Below are 17,325 nucleotides of genomic sequence, written 5' to 3'. Positions count from 1 at the left end.
GGAACAGGGATACATAACCAGTATTATGTTACCAAAAGCGTCGTTTGTTTGCGGAATTCAGTCGGGGTTAAACCTGTATGCTTCTTGAACAACCTCGAAAAATAATACAAATCCCGAAATCCGAGATGTTCAGCAATGATGGTAATGGTGTTCTGCGTACAGCTGAGCAGCTCCTTGGCTTTGTCCACTTTTTTGCCCGTAATGTAGTGAATGGGCGGTATGCCAACTTGCTGCTTGAAGAAGCGAATGAAATAGTTGGGATGCATATAAGCGATCTGCGCCAGATCCTGAACGGTAATATTTTCTTCAATATGGGCATCGATATAGGCGAGTATGGCAGACATTTTCTCCATGACGGGTATATTCAGATACGTGATCTTCTCCAGATCCAGATTCATCAGAAAGTGGGATATAAGCTCCATCAGTTTGCTTTTGGCCATCATGTGAGCATACACTTCACCCGATCTCGCATACAGAAGAATATGATTGAAGATTTCATTGACCAATTCAGGGCGTTCTATGGTGCAAAAGTGAGGGAACTTCAAAATTTGAAATAAATTAATTCCTCCCACCTTAGCGCTGAAATGACACCAATACTTCAGAAAAGGCTGTTCGCTAATGACTGAATAGGATTGAGTAATCCCCTCAGGCATCAAATATAGCTGTCCAGGTACAGGATAATACTCCTGATCCCCAATCTTTAACCATCCTTCCCCTTCGCTGATCCAATAAAATTTGCTGTAGTCGGGGGTGTAATCCAGATCACGCCAGTCGGCATCGCACCGATTGTAGTTGACCATGTACAATTCCACCTGCAGGTTGGACAGGTAGTTCGTAAGCAGCGTCTGATGATTCATGAGCATATCTCCTTACAAGGTTATTATTGTGCATCCAAAAGTTAGTGTTCTGCATGTCTATCCCTTCAACCTACCGCTACAATAACTAGGGAACAGGATAACGAAAGGGATGAGAACAGATGATGGAGCATACCGAATATTTGCAAAAGATTGAAGCCACCATTGCTGAAGGCCGATTCAAGGATAACTGGAAGTCACTCCGTGCGTATCAGGTCCCGGATTGGTACAGGAATGCCAAGTTCGGCATTTTCATTCACTGGGGACTGTATTCCATTCCAGCTTATGATAGTGAGTGGTACTCACGTAATATGTATATCCAGGGTTCCAAAGCCCATGAACACCATCTTGAAGTATATGGACACCCGAAGGATTTTGGATATAAGGATTTCATTCCCATGTTCCGTGCGGAAAAGTTCGATGCAGACGAATGGGCCACACTATTCAAAAAGGCTGGAGCCAGATACGTGATGCCTGTCGCTGAGCACCATGACGGATTTCAAATGTATAAAAGCTCCATTTCCCACTATAACACAGTTGAAATGGGACCCAAACGGGATCTTCTGGGGGAGATGAAGACCGCTTATGAGAAGCAAGACCTTACATTGTGCGTCTCCTCGCACCGGGCAGAGCACTGGTTCTTCATGTCCCACGGGAAGGAATTCGAATCGGATATCCAGGAACCCCTTAGTCGCGGAGATTTTTACTGGCCTGCCATGCCAGAACCCGACCACCATGATCTGTATGGCTCGCCTCCTTCCGAGGAGTTTCTGGAAGACTGGCTGATTCGCTGCTGTGAGCTGGTGGATCAATATCAGCCGCGAGTCTTTTATTTTGATTGGTGGATTCAGACTGCAGCCTTCAAGCCCTACCTGAAAAAATTCAGCGCGTATTACTATAACAAAGGAGAAGAGTGGGGAATTCCTGTAGTCATTAACTACAAACATGATGCGTTTGTGCTGGGCTGTGCCGTTCCCGACGTGGAACGAGGGCAGTTTGCCGACCTCAAGCCTTATTACTGGCAAACCGATACGGCCGTCGCCAAAAACTCCTGGTGTTACACGGAAAATAACAACTACAAAACACCGAATGAAATCATCAGGGATCTGGTCGACATTGTGAGTAAAAACGGCAATCTGCTTCTCAACGTGGGACCCAAAGCGGATGGCAGCATACCCGAGGAAGACCGGGATATTCTGTTAGCCATAGGGGAGTGGCTCGAAGTGAACGGAGAGGCTATCTATGATACTTCCTTCTGGCGTACTTACGGTGAAGGACCGACAGAAGTGAAGGAAGGCCAATTCACGGACGGAGATACCAAGATGTTTACCAGTGAAGATATTCGTTTTACAGTAAAAGACAGCTTTCTCTACGCCACGGTTCTTGTCTATCCGGACAACGGAGAGGTTCGTATTCGATCCATGAAAGAGAATTCACATCACTTCCATGGAATAATCGAAAGCATTGAGATTTTGGGATTTGATGAACGCCCTCAATGGGTAAGAACAGCAGATGCGCTGACGATCACAACAACAAATGTGAAGAGCGAATCGCCTGTTGTATTCAAGATTGAAATGGACTAAGAAAAGGATGGAGCCGACAGCATTGTCGGTTCTTTTTGTTATTCCAATGGTTGTGTCGAGGGTGTGCTATGTATTTCTGTTGTCTCTTACACAGCAAGTCTTAGTCATAAAGACATGATTTGAATCTAGCACAATACCAATGGTGCGCAATTATGAAAAAATGATTTCAAGTTAAGAGAGACATCAGACATAAAAAAGCATTAAATAGTCTTATTTTCTATATTTTTCTAGAAAAGTGCTTGTATATATCAAATGGTGACGATATACTATTCCATAAAAATCCAGTTAAATTGCAATTTGGTTATTACATGTGATTTTAAAGAGATTCCTACATCACTCGCACAAATCGCAAATGAACGTTTCATTCACTCCCTGGCAAGCTTTCTGCTAACGCACGTGATTACCCTCCTATATGAATGCTTATCAACATTCACTCTCATGTTTGGGCCTATCAATCTTCCATTTCTAAACTTTCAAGACTTACAATCTGCTGCTACCGTTTCATATCGCCTGTGTAACCAGACCTTTAAAGGAGGTGAGGCTCTATGTAATGATTCGGGCGTCTATTGGTGTCCGCAAAAGGCCGTAATTCCATTTTGATTTTAATTGAGAAGGGCTTAAGCACCAGAATAATCCAAAAACCGGGTAAAAGGAGTGGAAAAGTTTGATTAAGAGTAATCGGTTACGCAAGCCCATCTCCATGGGCCTATCGCTTCTCCTTGCATTTTCGATTGTACATCCGGTTTCAGCTGAAAACTCCACATCACAAAAAATCGACATGAAATCAAGCCTGGCCAAGGTTTCGACATCCAAAGTCAACGCGAAATTGACCAAACAGTTTGAGGATAGCGACTATGTCACCTATCTCGTGAAAATGAAGGAGCAGGTGGACACGTCAGCAGTCTCGAAACAGGCCATGGAAAAGGCGACAATCGAGAAACAGACGGCTTCAGCGACCAAGCTGTCCGTACGCAATTCGGTTGTCAGCTCTCTCCGGGAAACGGCTTCGCGGACGCAGTACACGCTCGAAAGCTATCTCGAGAAACAAATTGACGAAGGCAAGGTCAAAGAATATAAAAGCTATTTTATCGTCAATTCACTCGCCGTAACGAGTACCAAGGAAGTCATGGAACAGATTGCTCTGCTGCCTGAAGTGGAGAAAGTTCTCCCTAACGAAACGCGTTATTTGCAAAAAGCTGAGGTGAACAAAGAAAAGGCAAGTGCGGCTCCGGCTGCAGATCCTGCAAAAACACCGGTCAAAGAAGATGCAGCAACTTCCAAAGACTCGGCAGCTGCAACAAAGGATAACCTGGCAACAGAAAATGTTGAATGGAATATCGATTATATCAATGCACCCGCAGTTTGGGAGAGAGGAATCGATGGAACAGGCATCGTCGTTGCCAACTTGGATAGTGGGGTTGATTACAATCATCCAGCTCTTCGCAGCAAATGGAGAGGATTCGATGCATCTGGTAATATCGTTGATCCAGAGCTTAGCTGGTATGATCCACATAGTAACGCTTCCCTGCCTGCGGATGAAGACGGGCATGGTACACATACGATGGGTACGATGGTGGGTTCGGAGGAAGATGGAAGCAATCAGATCGGTGTGGCTCCAGGTGCCAAATGGATCGGTGTGCGGATATTCAATCCGGAAACCACCGATGCCATTATCCTGGACGGCGGGCAATGGCTGATCGCTCCAGTGGATGCCGAAGGCAACCTTCATCCTGAGCTCGCCCCGGATGTTGTCAACAATTCCTGGGGTGGTGGTGCAGGACTGGACGAGTGGTTCCGGCCAATGGTACAAGCCTGGCGGGATGCACAGATTTTCCCTGAGTTTTCGGCAGGTAATGTGAGATTAACGAATCCAGGTGGCCCAGGTTCAGTTGCGAATCCAGCGAATTATCCGGAAAGCTTCGCTACAGGAGCAACAGATATTAACGGTAACCTGGCCTCATTCTCACTTCTGGGTCCATCTCCATATGATGAAATTAAGCCGGAAGTCTCGGCACCAGGAGTCAATATCCGATCTGCTGTTCCTGGCGGGGTATACGAGGGAGGCTGGGATGGAACATCCATGGCTGGTCCCCATACGACAGCACTTGCTGCATTACTGCTCCAGGCCAATCATTCCCTGAGCGTAGATCAGCTGGAACAGATCATTATGGATACGGCAACACCGCGAACGGACAGTCAATATCCGACTTCGCCCAACAACGGTTACGGGCATGGCATTATTAATGCCTTGGACGCTGTGGGTTCCGTCCTAGAAGGGATAGGAACCGTATCAGGACGAGTGGTAACGGCAGGAGATGATCTGGAAGAACCGGTATTCCAGCATACACCTGTGAATTCAGCTTTTACCGGACTCGACATTCCGCTGACGGCTCATGTAACGGATAATGTGGGAGTGGTCTCCGTAGAGGCTTTTGCCAAAACAACGGGAACAAGCCAGTATGTCTATCTGCCGATGAATCGCATAGCAGGGGACAGCAAGGATGGAACCTATTCCGCTTCCATTCCGGCATTCTTGATCGAACCTGCAGGCGTGGAATATTATATCCGGGTTAACGATTACGGCAACAACGGATTTGACAGCCAGGTGTACAAAGTGGCTGTATCCAATGGGGTCCAACCTGGATATGTTCAGGATTTTGAAGAAGATCAGTTGGGCTTCACAACTGGCGGTACAGGAAGCACATGGGTTTGGGGTGCGCCAATCAGCGGACCTGGCAGTGCAGCCTCCGGTGAGAAGGTCATTGCCACCAACCTGGAAGGTACGTATGCAGCAAACAGCAACGCCTATCTGCTCGCTCCACCTATTGATCTAACCGAAAGTCCTGAAGGGGCATTACTCTCGTTCAAACACTGGTTTGATCTGGAGAGCAATATTGACTTCGGTAAGGTATACATCGCCACGGAAGACAGTGACTATGTATTTGAAGAACTGTTAAGCTTTACGGGCACAGGCGGTGATTGGAAAACCCAGTATGTGGACCTGCGTGAATATGCAGGACAACAGGTATTCATCCAGTTTAATCTGACAAGTGACAACACTGTACAGAAGGCAGGCTGGTATATTGATGACTTCTCTGTATCATCACCAGATGATATCGCTCCCAGAGCACCTGTAGAGCTGAGCGCTACAGCTGACGTTTTGGGTAATGTGGCGTTATCCTGGAATGGACCTGACGATGAGGATTTGGAGTCTTATGTCGTGTATCGTTCGACAACTTCGGGTTCCGAATACGAGGCGATCGGAAATACAAGAGCGACAACATTTACGGATACAGCTACAGTAACGGATACAACGTACTATTACACCGTTGCGGCTCTGGATTATAGCGGCAATGAGAGTGAAAAGTCGAATGAGGTATCCATCTCGGTTGAGGTGCCGGAAGACATTTACGTCGACCAATTTGACGGTAGTGACGATAATGGCTGGACTCATTCGGGAACGAAGGATGAATGGGAACGCGGGGTTCCAGTTAATGGACCAGCAAGTGCCGTTTCTCCGCCAAATGTCTGGGCAACGGATCTGGACAGTACGTATGAGAATGGTTCAAACTATTCACTGGTTTCACCCGTTGTGGATTTGACGGATACCAATGATGCTACCCTGACATTCAACCACTGGTATGAAATTGAGGGCGGATATGATTTTGGCTATGTGGAAGCTTCATCTGATGGTGGAAGCACATGGTCAGAGCTGGGCAAGTTCTCTCATAATTCTAATGACAAGCAATGGACACCGGTCTTTTATGACCTGAGTTCGCTGACTGGAAACGAAGTTCAATTCCGATTCCGCCTGACCTCAGATAGCAGTGTGGTCAAGACCGGTTGGTATATTGACGATTTCCGTATCTTGAGCATTGCTCCAGAGACGGTTACACAGGATAGTTCGGTAGTGCTCAGCAGTGACAAGCCAAAACCGGAATATGACAACTCCTGGTACAAGGTTACACGAACCGATAAGGCAGAATTCAATCAATCCAAGCAGCAGCAGCCTGAGGCTGAGAAACCGGAAACAGGCACTGTTAATCCACAAAGCCTGCCTGCAAGTGCAACGGTTACGGTCATTGAAACCGGACGTTCGGTGAAAACAGATCCATCCACAGGGAAATACAGCTTCACTCATGTGGCGGGTGATTATACATTGAAAGCGGAGGCTTATGGTTATTATCCGCGTACACAAGCAGTAACCATTACCGATGGTAGTGGTGCAAAAGCCAATTTCAATCTGGAAGCTATACCTCATGGTACGATTGAAGGTATCGTTACTGATGAACGGACAGGAGAACCTCTGGCTGATGCTTCTGTTCTGGTACTGGAAGATGCCCAGATAGGTGAGGTTCGCACCGGGTCGGACGGCAGTTTCGTACTTGATGTGCTGGAAGGAAGTTATACCGTCTCCGTCAGAGCTGCAGACTATTACAGTAAAACCGTTAATGTGACGGTACCAGGGAATGGTGCTGCGGATGCAAGTGTGGCATTGAAGCCGTTTATTGGTTTCCCTGGAGAAATCGCATATGATGACGGTACAGCGGAAAATGCAAGAGCCTTTGTAGCCGCAGATAATGCCTGGGCGGTCCGGATGACACCTGAGCAAGCAACCGCTCAAGTAACAGGCGCATCGTTCCGGTTCTGGAACTCAGAGTGGCCTGTGCCTGGTGGAACCGCATTCCAATATGCTGTCTATGATGCTTCCGGGGCGAATGGAGCACCGGGGCGTTTGCTGGCAGGACCGTTTGAGGGAACAGCACTTCGCAATGATCAGTGGACCAGCGTTGAATTCCCAGAACCGGTCATCACGAGCGGAGATTTCTATATCGTGTATGTACAATCTGTTGCAGGAACAAGTGCTCCGGGACTGGCTACCGATGAGAACGGAACCAATGCCGGACGAAGCTGGCAGCGCGTAAGCGGCGTATGGGACACAGCACCGGCAGAAGAAGGTAACTATATGATTCGGGCAGTGGTGAGATATCCGGTAAACGCACCCGTACTTACGGCACCAAGCAATACCTATACCAATAAAACGACATTCACCGTATCAGGTACTTCTCCGGCGAATGGAGCTCAGATCAAAATTTACAATGGCAAAGATGTAGCAGGGACTACAACGGTAACCAACGGAACGTTCAAGTTTGACGCCAAACTCCGTTCCGGAGTCAATGCCTTTACTGCAGAGGCAATGATTGATGGTAAAGTAACGGATCGCTCACTTCCTGTCGTTATTATTCAGGATCTGACGCCTCCGCAATTAACGCTTCTTACGCCTGAGGAAGGAAGTAGAACCAACGCTGAAGTGGTGCATGTTACAGGCAGCGCCGTGGATCAATTCCTCAACAAGGTTACGGTAAACGGCGAGACAGTCAAGTTGGAGAAAGACCGAAGCTTCAGTCATCGTATTCTCGTCAATGAAGGCGAAAACACGATTACAGTCATTGCGACGGACGTCGCGGGCAATAAAACAACGGTAACTCGTAAAGTCTACGTGGAAACAACGCTGCCTGAGTTGACTAATATTGCACCTGCCGAAGATGTGCGAATTGCGTCCGGAGAAACCGTAACGGTCTCCTTCGACAGTGCTCCAGGTCTGCAGGCTTCATTCCGAATCCAGCTGCCGCTGAATTTGAATGCGGAAGGCGGATCGGAGATTCCACTGGTGGAGACAGAACCCGGTCATTATACGGGCACATATACTACACCTTCCTCGTTAGTCCTTGAGGGTGGAGTCATTGTGATTCGCGTTCAGGATGCAGCGGGCAACAAAATCGAGACCGAAGCACCAGGCCGGTTATACGTAACTGCAGGGGAAGAGAGCACCCCTGAACCGGAACCAGATCCGGAACCAGAACCAGAGTCACCTGTAGAAGAGAATTTGCTCCCTTAAATCGCGAAAGGATCCAAGAAATAGAATCCATTCAATGAAATAAGACCAGGGCCATGCAATTGCATGAGCCCTGGTCTTGTTTTGGATGTTCAACATGAGCCTTTAAACCTCAATGTGAAGCCTTCTAACCGAAAAATCATGGAGGAGACAGCTTCTTGGCTTGTTGAAACTCAGAATGTCGATTCTGAATGGGGTGTCGTAATTTTATATATTTGTTGTCGTCTGTTTCTATTAAAATTAAACGAAGTCTGTGATAACTTATATTTAAATGTCAGGATATTATATACTAGGAGGTAAGACATCGTGACCATTCGAATTGGTAAAATAAGCTTGTGGCATGTGCATGCATGGGATTATATCAAGCAAGTCCAGGAACATGGGGATACTGAAATTGCAGCCGTATGGGATGACAATGCTCAGCGCGGGCAGGAAGCTGCCGAACGACTGAATGTACCCTACTTTTCATCTCTTGAAGAGATGCTGGCACAGAAGGACATTGACGCCGTGATCGTGGATGCACCTACTCGTGACCACCAGGACGTTATCACCGCCGCTGCAAGAGCAGGTAAACATATTTTTACGGAAAAAGTCATTGCTTCAACGGTAAAAGAAGTGAATGCCATCCTGGATGAAGTCCGTGAGCAGGGCGTCAAGATGACCGTATCCTTACCTCGATTAAATGACGGATATACGCTAACCATTCAGGATGTGCTCCAGCAAGGTTTATTGGGGAAAGTGACTTATGTCCGGGTTCGCCTGTCTCATAACGGAGCGATTGCCGACTGGCTGCCACAGCATTTTTATAACTTGGAGGAATGTCAGGGAGGTGCTATGATTGACCTGGGGTGCCATCCAATGTATTTAACCAGACTCTTTTTGGGTCAGGAAGTGACAGGTGTGAGTGCCAATTTCGGCTATGTCACAGGCAAAAAGGTAGAAGATAATGCAGTTGCAACCCTGTTTACGGATTCTGGAGCGATCGGTGTGGTTGAGGCCGGTTTCGTGAACAGTTACTCTCCATTTACCATTGAAGTTCATGGAACGGAAGGGACCTTGTTGTATGGTACTCCTGACGACAGGCTGCTGATCCGGACCAATGCGGGTACAGAGGCGGTTAAAGAGTGGACTGAGCTTCCGTTGCTGGAGAAAAGAGAAAGCGCATTCAGTCAGTGGGTTTCCCATATTCAGAATGATTCCTTGGCTGCTGAGAATCTGCAGATTGCTGCCGAGCTGACACGCCTGATGGAAGCTGCAAACACCTCTGCCAAGGAAGGACGCAGGATCTCCCTCAGTGATTTGCAAGGTTAGGCTGGTTGGGGAGGTACGATAATTGAACCGATATCCTTTTGAAAAAATGCTTGAACGACAGGATCTCCTCGAGCGTTTGGACATTACCATTGCTTGGGGACATTACGAAATACGGGTTTTACGATTTCACTTGACGTCATTTCCGGCAGGTCGAATCGTTGATTTTCATAACCATGCGGAATTTGAATTTCATTTTATACCGCGGGGCAAGGGGAAAGTTATTCTGGGAGACCAGATGCATTCCTTGTCCGAAGGCATGCTTTATTTGACCGGGCCTGGCGTCGTTCACTATCAGGAGGCCGATGCCGAAGAAGACATGGATGAACTATGTCTACATGTGGATATTGTCGAGCAGCCCAGAGAGGATGTAGATCCGTGGGAAGCCGCAGAATCCGAGGAAACGATCGCCAAGCTCAAGGCGTTGCCCCTCGTTCCGGTGCATGATTATCACCGGGCCATGAACTGTTTTTTGGAAGCGTATGAAGCATGTGATCGTAAACTGATCGGGTATTATACATCCATTAAACAGCTTGTGATCAGCATTCTGCTGAGAACCGTTCGTGCCCATGATAACGGCGAAATCCGGGTTGAAGCACCGGAGCGGGATATGTCCATGTACAGGTATGAATATGCTGTGCAGTATATGGAGGCCAACTATTCCAATGTTGTCACACTGGAACATGTGGCAGAGAAGCTACATATCAGCACCAGACAACTGCAGCGGATATTTTATCAGGTGCAGCCAGGCATGCCGTTCAGCCGTGTGCTGGAAGATATTCGTCTTGGCGCGGTGTGCCGCAATCTGGAGGAGAGCAACGGATCGATTGAACAGATTGCACTTGTCTCCGGTTTTACCAATGCCAACTATTTGCATGCCGTCTTCCGCAAGCGCCTGGGGATGACCCCGTCCGCTTTTCGGAAGATGAAACAAACCAAATCAAAAGTGAGGGTGAATGGATATGAGTAAAGTGTATCGAATTGGAATTGTTGGATGTGGCGGGATTGCGAATGGCAAGCATCTGCCAAGTTTGAGCAAGCTCGATAATGTTGAACTGGTTGCATTCTGTGATATTGTTCCTGAACGGGCTGAGGAAGCCAAAGAGAAATATGGCAGTGCAGAAGCCGAAGTATACACGGACTATCAGGAGCTGCTGAAAGATGAAACGATTGACATCGTTCACGTACTCACACCTAATATTTCGCATGCCGAAATCTCCATTGCTGCGCTTGAAGCCGGCAAACACGTCATGTGTGAAAAACCGATGGCGAAGACATCCGCCGAAGCACAGAGCATGCTTGAAGCAGCTGAACGCACAGGCAAAAAGCTGACCATTGGATACAATAACCGCTTCAGAGAAGACAGCTTGTACCTGAAGCAGATGTGCGAAGCAGGCGAGCTGGGATCGATCTATTACGCCAAGGCACATGCGATTCGCAGAAGAGCCGTACCGACATGGGGTGTTTTCCTCGATGAAGAAAAACAAGGCGGCGGACCACTGATCGATATCGGTACACATGCACTGGACCTGACACTCTGGATGATGGACAATTACAAACCTAAAGTGGTTCTGGGCACGACCTATCATGAGCTCTCCCAAAAAGAAAATGCAGCAAATGCATGGGGACCGTGGGATCCGAAGAAATTCTCGGTTGAGGATTCGGCCTTCGGCATGATCGTGATGGAAAATGGTGCGACCATCATGCTGGAATCCAGCTGGGCGCTGAATTCGCTGGATGTGGATGAAGCAAAATGCAGTCTTAGTGGAACGGAAGCCGGAGCCGACATGAAGAATGGCCTGCGCATTAACGGCGAGAAATTCAGCCGTCTCTATACGAATGAGATCTCCCTTAGTGCAGACGGCGTAGCGTTCTACGACGGGAAGTCGGAAAGTGCGCCGGATGTTGAGATGAGAAAATGGATTGAAGCTATCGATAAAGATCAAGAGCCTGTAGTTACACCTAAACAAGCTCTGGTTGTATCACAAATTCTCGAAGCTCTCTATGAATCTGCCCGCACAGGAAAAGCGGTGTACTTGAACGAGCAAAACTAATTCTTTTGATGCCACACCAATTAAACGATGGGAAGACGCTGCTGATATTCGGCAGCGTCTTTTTCGTTATTAGACTATGCATTTCGTCGGATTAAAAAAATATTTGTAACATTTTGAAAAAAATCATTGCATATATGTTTACTCGGAATTATATTATGAATAAGAGTTTAATGGTATAAGGTTTAGACATTATATCGATCGGAGTGTTGATATGTTCAACCAAGCGACTTTCCAGTTTGAGAAAGTTTCTGCAATAAAGGTCAGTGAGTTTATCAGAGAACAGTTAGAGGAAGCTATTATCCTTAAAGAAATCATGAGTGAAGATCAGCTCCCTTCGGAACGTGAACTTGCCGAAATATTCAATGCAAGCAGAATTACGGTTCGTGAAGCCTTATCTGCTCTTGAGAGTAAGGGATTGATTGAAAAACGTGTTGGTGCCAAGGGAGGAACATTCGTACTCCCCATCACGGCTAATGCACACAAAAGAACCAAGGAAGAAATTATGCGTGACTGGGATCAGATGTTACATGTGTTTGAATATCGGACAATCGTGGAGCCGGAAGGTGCTTTTCTGGCTGCTGAGCGGATCACCGCAGGCGAACTGGAGCTGCTGGAAGGTTACATCAAACAGAGTACCGAGCCAGATTGTACCCGGGAATGGTTCAGGGCACTGGACGTCAAGTTTCATCTGTCAATTGCCAAGGCGTCAGGGAATCCTTACCTGGAAACGGCAGTCAGACAGATTCGTACCAAGATCAATCCTGCGCTGGATCTAATGCCATACGATGAGAACATTCGGGTCCTTAACCAAGGAGTACATACCGAGATACTTGAAGCACTGAAATCACGTGATCCGGTGAAATCTCGAGATACGATGAAACGTCACATTGCATTTTCCGCTGATGCCATCTATTCACGGTTGGTCTCATCAGAACCACAGGAAGGGAATGAGCACTAATGGAACAAACAACACTATTTGAACTCGCACAGCAGCTGCAGCCGAAGCTCACGAACTGGCGGAGAGACCTCCATCGCCATCCGGAAATCGGATACGAAGAGGTGCGGACTTCAGGCATCGTGGCCGAGCATCTGGAGAGCCTTGGGCTTGAAGTGACCCGTCATGTTGGCAGGACCGGGGTTGTCGGTTTGCTCCGGGGGGAAACGGATGGTCCAACCATTGCACTCCGGGCAGATATGGATGCCCTTCCGATCCAGGATCAGAAATCGGCGGAGTACAGTTCCCAGGTTGAAGGCAAGGCTCACTTGTGCGGTCATGATGCCCACACCACCATTTTGATGGGAACGGCTGAACTGCTTACCGGTCTCGGCAGACCGAAGTCGGGCAACATCAAGTTTGTGTTCCAGCCAGCAGAAGAGGGACTGGCCGGCGCACGGGCCATGATTCAGGACGGTGTACTGGAGAATCCGAAGGTAGATGCGATCGCAGGTCTGCATGTGACACCTGGCCAGGATACGGGCACCGTTGGTGTTAGTAAAGGGGTTGCTTTTGCTTCAGCAGACCGTCTGGTGATTCGTGTATACGGCAAAGGTGGACATGCTGCACGGCCGCATGAAGGCATCGATGCGATTGCTGTATCTGCTCAGGTCATCACAGCGCTGCAGAATATCGCCAGTCGTTTGGTGGATCCGCTGGAGCCTGTTGTGGTTACCATTGGCAAAATCACTGGCGGGTATATGGGCACAGCCATTGCGCCAGAGGTGGAGATGATCGGTACGGTCCGCACACTGTCACCCACCCTTCGTGAACGCATGCCTGCATTGATTGAACAAGTCGTTAGCGGGGTGTGCGCTTCCTTCGGCGCAGGGCATGAAGTTGTTTATGGCGATGGATATCCGGTCGTGGTGAACGATCATGCGATGGTTGACCTGCTTACCGAAACTGTTGATGGATTGGATTGGGCAAAAGGATGGAGCAACATTCCACCTTCTACTGGCGGTGAGGATTTTGCCTTCTATTGCGAACAGATTCCTGGCGTTTTCTTCCGTCTTGGTTCGGGCAATGAGGAAGAGCGGACAAGATATCCGCTGCATCATCCGATGTTTGATCTGGATGAAACGGCAATGCCTTATGGTGTAGGCATGCTGTCATCCATTGCACTTGAGTTTTTGGCAAGAAACTCTCGTGGGGATAGAACTAAAATATCAATAATTCAACCTAGATAAATTGCAATCGTATAGTGAAAGGTCCTGGGGAGTTTTACCAGGGCTTTTTTTGTTTTATTGAGCGAAGGGCAAGATGCGCACGATTATACGGTGCATGAAAAAGGAACAGGATCATTCGCTGAGGCACTTATATTAGCCGTGACGGCTGATAGACAGAAACATAGTATAGTCTAAACGGAAGAAGTGTACCTTTTCCTGCTAAGAAGGGAGTGAATTGTTTTGCCCAATAGTACAGGTCTTGTCTATAATCCCGTAACTGGAGAGACGCAATCCACTCAGGTCATTGTAACCTGCATCAACGACTCACTTAATGCTCCCGTCAATATTGAGATTGAAGTATTCAGGTGGGACACAACCCAAACTACGCGCTTTACAGTTGGCCATGAGCTGTTTCAATTGGCTCCCCAAGCTACGAGAACATTTATCTATCCACTGATTAACGCTGCTTTTTTTGAAGTGCAAAGTGATTATTTCAGTGCTACAAGCACTATTATCCATGTGTATTCGGTTAACTCTACAGGTCAAATTATCCAGCGAATTCTCCAGTCGGAAATGACGTTAATAGACCGATTTACAAATATCCCTTAAAGGAATAGAGGTGAGTATATTGCCAGTAGTGAATATTACCGGTGCCTTGGCAGGCAGCCAGTTTGAACCTTCCATTGCTGTAAATACACTAAATCCGAATATCATGTGTGTTGTTGCTGTGGATACCAGTACAGGGCCCACGCTAACAGGTTTTTATCGTTCAATCGATGGTGGAAACACATGGTCGACGACAGTGCTTCCACAGCCTGCCGGATATTCGGGGGCAGAGGCACCTACCATTGACTATACTTTTCCAAGTACCTTTATAGTGACTGTTCATGTGTTCAATGGAATCAACGATGGGACAATCGTCAGTTATACTTCGTTTGATGATGGTGAAACATGGCAGCCTCCCGTTATTGTGCAAGCAGGATATGGGACAATTGTCCATAATGATGAGCCTTTCATTGCCGTAGATCGTTCTCCGGGCAGTCCGTATCGTGGGCATGCCTACGTGGGGTATACACCCCTCGCAACGACATCTTCTGCCATTTTTACGCAGAGATCGGTGAATCAGGGTTTGACCTGGGAACCACCGGACCGACAGTCCAACCCGCGTGGGATTCATGACCGTGCAGCGTTAGCCGTTGGTTTTTCTGGTGAGGTCTATGCCGGGTATATTATTACAGGACCTGCCAGTCCTTCTGCATTACTGAGGATATCTTATGATGGAGGAATCATTTATCAGCCTCCCATTGAACGTCAGGCTACGTTTATCTCCTCAGTTGTACCAGCTCCTTCGCCATTACCAGTGCCCAATTATGCTTTTCGAGTTCAAACCAACCTGTGTCTGGGGGCCGACATATCCATTGGACCGAAAAGTGGAACCGTATACGGGGTCTGGAACGATGCCCGAAATGGTTATACGGATGTGTTCCTCAGCCAATCTCCCGATGGACTGCTCTGGTCAGCTCCTGTAAGTATAACGGGTGCCCCTGCAGGTACACAGAACTTCTTCCCATTTATTACCGTGTCCCCGTTTGCCGGAACAATTCGGGTCATTTATATGACCAACCGGATCGACGGATTCCTTCTGGACGTATTCGTTGCTGAATCTTTTGACGGCGGGGTGACGTTCAGTAATCGTAGACTCACGACGACTTCTTTTAATCCGAATGGAAATAATCCGGTTCCCACACCGCTCATTGGGGATTATATTACGGCTGCCACCGCCGCTCCTGATAATCTGGCTGCCGTGTGGATGGCGACCACGCCACCAACAGGAAAACTGGACGTGTATTTTGGTACGTAACCATGCTTGGGGAGCCTTGGCAGGTCAGCCAGGGCTCAATCTATAATTCTTTTCTATTAGCCTACACCTGATCTATTCTTCTACATATGATGAAAGATCATTCATAGAAGAGAGGTTAAGCCTTGAACAAGACAGAGGGTGGACATGGGGTTTCCATTATAGTATGTACGAACCGATCACAGTTTTTTGATAACATTCTGACGAATTTTAAGAGACAGCGGTACCGGAGCAAAGAGTTGATTATCATTCTGAATCACGATGGCATGAATCTGGAATCATATCGAAACCGTGTTCGAGGCCACGCCAATATTCATGTATATCAGGTTCCTGAGAGAATTTCGTTGGGACAATGTTTAAATGCAGGGATTGAACGTGCCCGGTATTCGTTAATTGCTAAGTTTGATGATGACGATTATTATTCTGCCTATTATCTGAAAGAACAAGTAGGGGCATTAAAACGGACCCGAAGTGATATCGTGGGCAAACATTCCTGTCTGGTATATCTCGGCGCTTCGAAAAAACTACTGATCAGATCCCCTAAGGAAGCCAGTAAATTCTCAGAATTTGTGCAGGGGGGCACGATCCTGTTCAAAAAGGAAGTACTCAAGAAGGTTCGATTCACCGACCGTTCCGTGGGGGAAGATGTTACTTTTCTGAGGCAATGTAGGAGGAAAGGGTTCAAAACATATGCGACCTCACCCTATAACTATGTCTATCACCGGAGGCAGAACAAGAAAAGCCATACGTGGAAAGCGGATGATACATTTTATCTGCAGGGTAGTAAACTACTCACCGTTACAGATCAGTTTCGCCCATTCGCAGACAAGGAAATTTAAAAGGCGGCATCCATGAAGTAAAACGGCGCTCCTGTGAGCGCCTCCTTAAACTATCGAGTGATTGAAGATAAGGCTGAAATCAAACCTGGTGTACACAGCAGATCAAGTCACACGGATTCAAACAGTTGCAGGAATATCGCATCTAATCTTGAAGTAATCTGTATGAAGTCTCATTTAAGGAGGATGAAATGACGACAACGTTAACGATCGTAATCATTGGTATAGTAATTGTTGTGTTCGGGTTGACCACAGGATTGATTCTCGTCTTAAATGTCACTAAAAGGCTGCGAACGGGTCAAGAGAAGATGCAAAACAAAAAGGAGATTTTGAGCTTCGGAATGCCTGCAGAAGCAATCATCCAGGATATCGCTGAGACTTCATCCAGCATGGATGGACGGCCTGGCGTACGTCTTGATCTGTTAGTTACCCAGGAAGATGGTCAGACCTTTCAAACCATTGTGAAGACATATATTCCAATCATACATGTCCCAAAATTTCAGAGAGGAAGCGTAATAGATGTGAAATACATAGAGGATGGAGCAGTGAAAAAGGTAGAGGTTGTGGATGCTTACATCCCGTAACAATTCATTTCAAACAGATGAACGTATTAAAACCGCAGCAATGCGGTTTTTTCTTATGTCTATGTACTGTCATTATTCCTCATGTCGAAATCCAAAGAATGCTATAAAATGATTTTCTTGAAAAATAGAAAATCGATAAATATTATTTATCGAATTGCAACTAAATTCCTTTCATGAAAGTTTCATAAC

At 47.1% G+C, this 17,325-nt stretch carries 12 protein-coding genes; 11 read left to right on the top strand and 1 reads right to left on the bottom strand.

Features of this window, described 5'->3' with window-relative positions:
* Positions 1-23: 23 nt before the first annotated feature.
* Positions 24-857, bottom strand: coding sequence for a helix-turn-helix domain-containing protein (locus tag CHH60_RS05565; protein WP_095358298.1), 834 nt, complete (start codon positions 855-857; stop codon positions 24-26).
* A 119-nt stretch (positions 858-976) separates the two neighbouring features.
* Here CHH60_RS05565 and CHH60_RS05560 point away from each other — a divergent pair, with 119 nt between their 5' ends.
* The 11 genes from CHH60_RS05560 to CHH60_RS05510 all read left to right on the top strand — a co-directional run bounded on the left by CHH60_RS05560 (position 977) and on the right by CHH60_RS05510 (position 17,136).
* Positions 977-2,437, top strand: a complete 1,461-nt coding sequence (locus CHH60_RS05560) for an alpha-L-fucosidase (protein WP_255247831.1) — start codon at positions 977-979, stop codon at positions 2,435-2,437.
* Positions 2,438-3,101: 664 nt separating this feature from the next.
* Positions 3,102-8,336, top strand: a complete 5,235-nt coding sequence (locus tag CHH60_RS05555; RefSeq protein WP_095358297.1) for a S8 family peptidase — start codon at positions 3,102-3,104, stop codon at positions 8,334-8,336.
* A gap of 303 nt (positions 8,337-8,639) precedes the next feature.
* On the top strand, positions 8,640-9,644 hold the full coding sequence (locus CHH60_RS05550) for a Gfo/Idh/MocA family protein (RefSeq protein ID WP_095358296.1): 1,005 nt from the start codon (positions 8,640-8,642) through the stop codon (positions 9,642-9,644).
* Positions 9,645-9,666: 22 nt separating this feature from the next.
* Positions 9,667-10,611: an AraC family transcriptional regulator gene (locus CHH60_RS05545; RefSeq protein ID WP_246058059.1), complete on the top strand. Its 945-nt coding sequence runs from the start codon at positions 9,667-9,669 to the stop codon at positions 10,609-10,611.
* Positions 10,604-11,695, top strand: coding sequence for a Gfo/Idh/MocA family protein (locus tag CHH60_RS05540; protein ID WP_095358295.1), 1,092 nt, complete (start codon positions 10,604-10,606; stop codon positions 11,693-11,695). The genes CHH60_RS05545 and CHH60_RS05540 overlap by 8 nt, the downstream gene beginning before the upstream one ends.
* Before the next feature lie 211 nt (positions 11,696-11,906).
* Positions 11,907-12,653: a FadR/GntR family transcriptional regulator gene (locus CHH60_RS05535; protein ID WP_095358294.1), complete on the top strand. Its 747-nt coding sequence runs from the start codon at positions 11,907-11,909 to the stop codon at positions 12,651-12,653.
* Entirely contained in the window at positions 12,653-13,879 is a 1,227-nt protein-coding gene (locus CHH60_RS05530) for a M20 metallopeptidase family protein (protein ID WP_095358293.1), read from the top strand. Before CHH60_RS05535 ends, CHH60_RS05530 begins: the two co-directional genes overlap by 1 nt.
* A 219-nt stretch (positions 13,880-14,098) precedes the next feature.
* Complete coding sequence (locus CHH60_RS05525) at positions 14,099-14,467, top strand: hypothetical protein (protein WP_095358292.1); 369 nt, start codon at positions 14,099-14,101, stop codon at positions 14,465-14,467.
* A 28-nt stretch (positions 14,468-14,495) separates the two neighbouring features.
* On the top strand, positions 14,496-15,719 hold the full coding sequence (locus CHH60_RS05520) for a sialidase family protein (RefSeq protein WP_176475991.1): 1,224 nt from the start codon (positions 14,496-14,498) through the stop codon (positions 15,717-15,719).
* Positions 15,720-15,841: 122 nt separating this feature from the next.
* Positions 15,842-16,555, top strand: coding sequence for a glycosyltransferase (locus CHH60_RS05515; protein ID WP_095358290.1), 714 nt, complete (start codon positions 15,842-15,844; stop codon positions 16,553-16,555).
* A 188-nt stretch (positions 16,556-16,743) separates the two neighbouring features.
* Positions 16,744-17,136, top strand: a complete 393-nt coding sequence (locus tag CHH60_RS05510; protein ID WP_095358289.1) for a hypothetical protein — start codon at positions 16,744-16,746, stop codon at positions 17,134-17,136.
* Positions 17,137-17,325: the final 189 nt, after the last annotated feature.

Origin of the sequence: Paenibacillus sp. 7523-1 (genome assembly GCF_002276415.1) — a bacterium.
GTDB lineage: Bacteria > Bacillota > Bacilli > Paenibacillales > Paenibacillaceae > Paenibacillus > Paenibacillus illinoisensis_A.
This window is presented reverse-complemented; position numbering and strand designations above follow the sequence as displayed.

Coding starts and splice junctions, on each gene's coding strand:
- CHH60_RS05565 (WP_095358298.1), bottom strand. CDS start 857: ATGAATCATCAGACGCTGCTTACGAACTACCTGTCCAACCTGCAGGTG.
- CHH60_RS05560 (WP_255247831.1), top strand. CDS start 977: ATGATGGAGCATACCGAATATTTGCAAAAGATTGAAGCCACCATTGCT.
- CHH60_RS05540 (WP_095358295.1), top strand. CDS start 10,604: ATGAGTAAAGTGTATCGAATTGGAATTGTTGGATGTGGCGGGATTGCG.
- CHH60_RS05535 (WP_095358294.1), top strand. CDS start 11,907: ATGTTCAACCAAGCGACTTTCCAGTTTGAGAAAGTTTCTGCAATAAAG.
- CHH60_RS05530 (WP_095358293.1), top strand. CDS start 12,653: ATGGAACAAACAACACTATTTGAACTCGCACAGCAGCTGCAGCCGAAG.
- CHH60_RS05510 (WP_095358289.1), top strand. CDS start 16,744: ATGACGACAACGTTAACGATCGTAATCATTGGTATAGTAATTGTTGTG.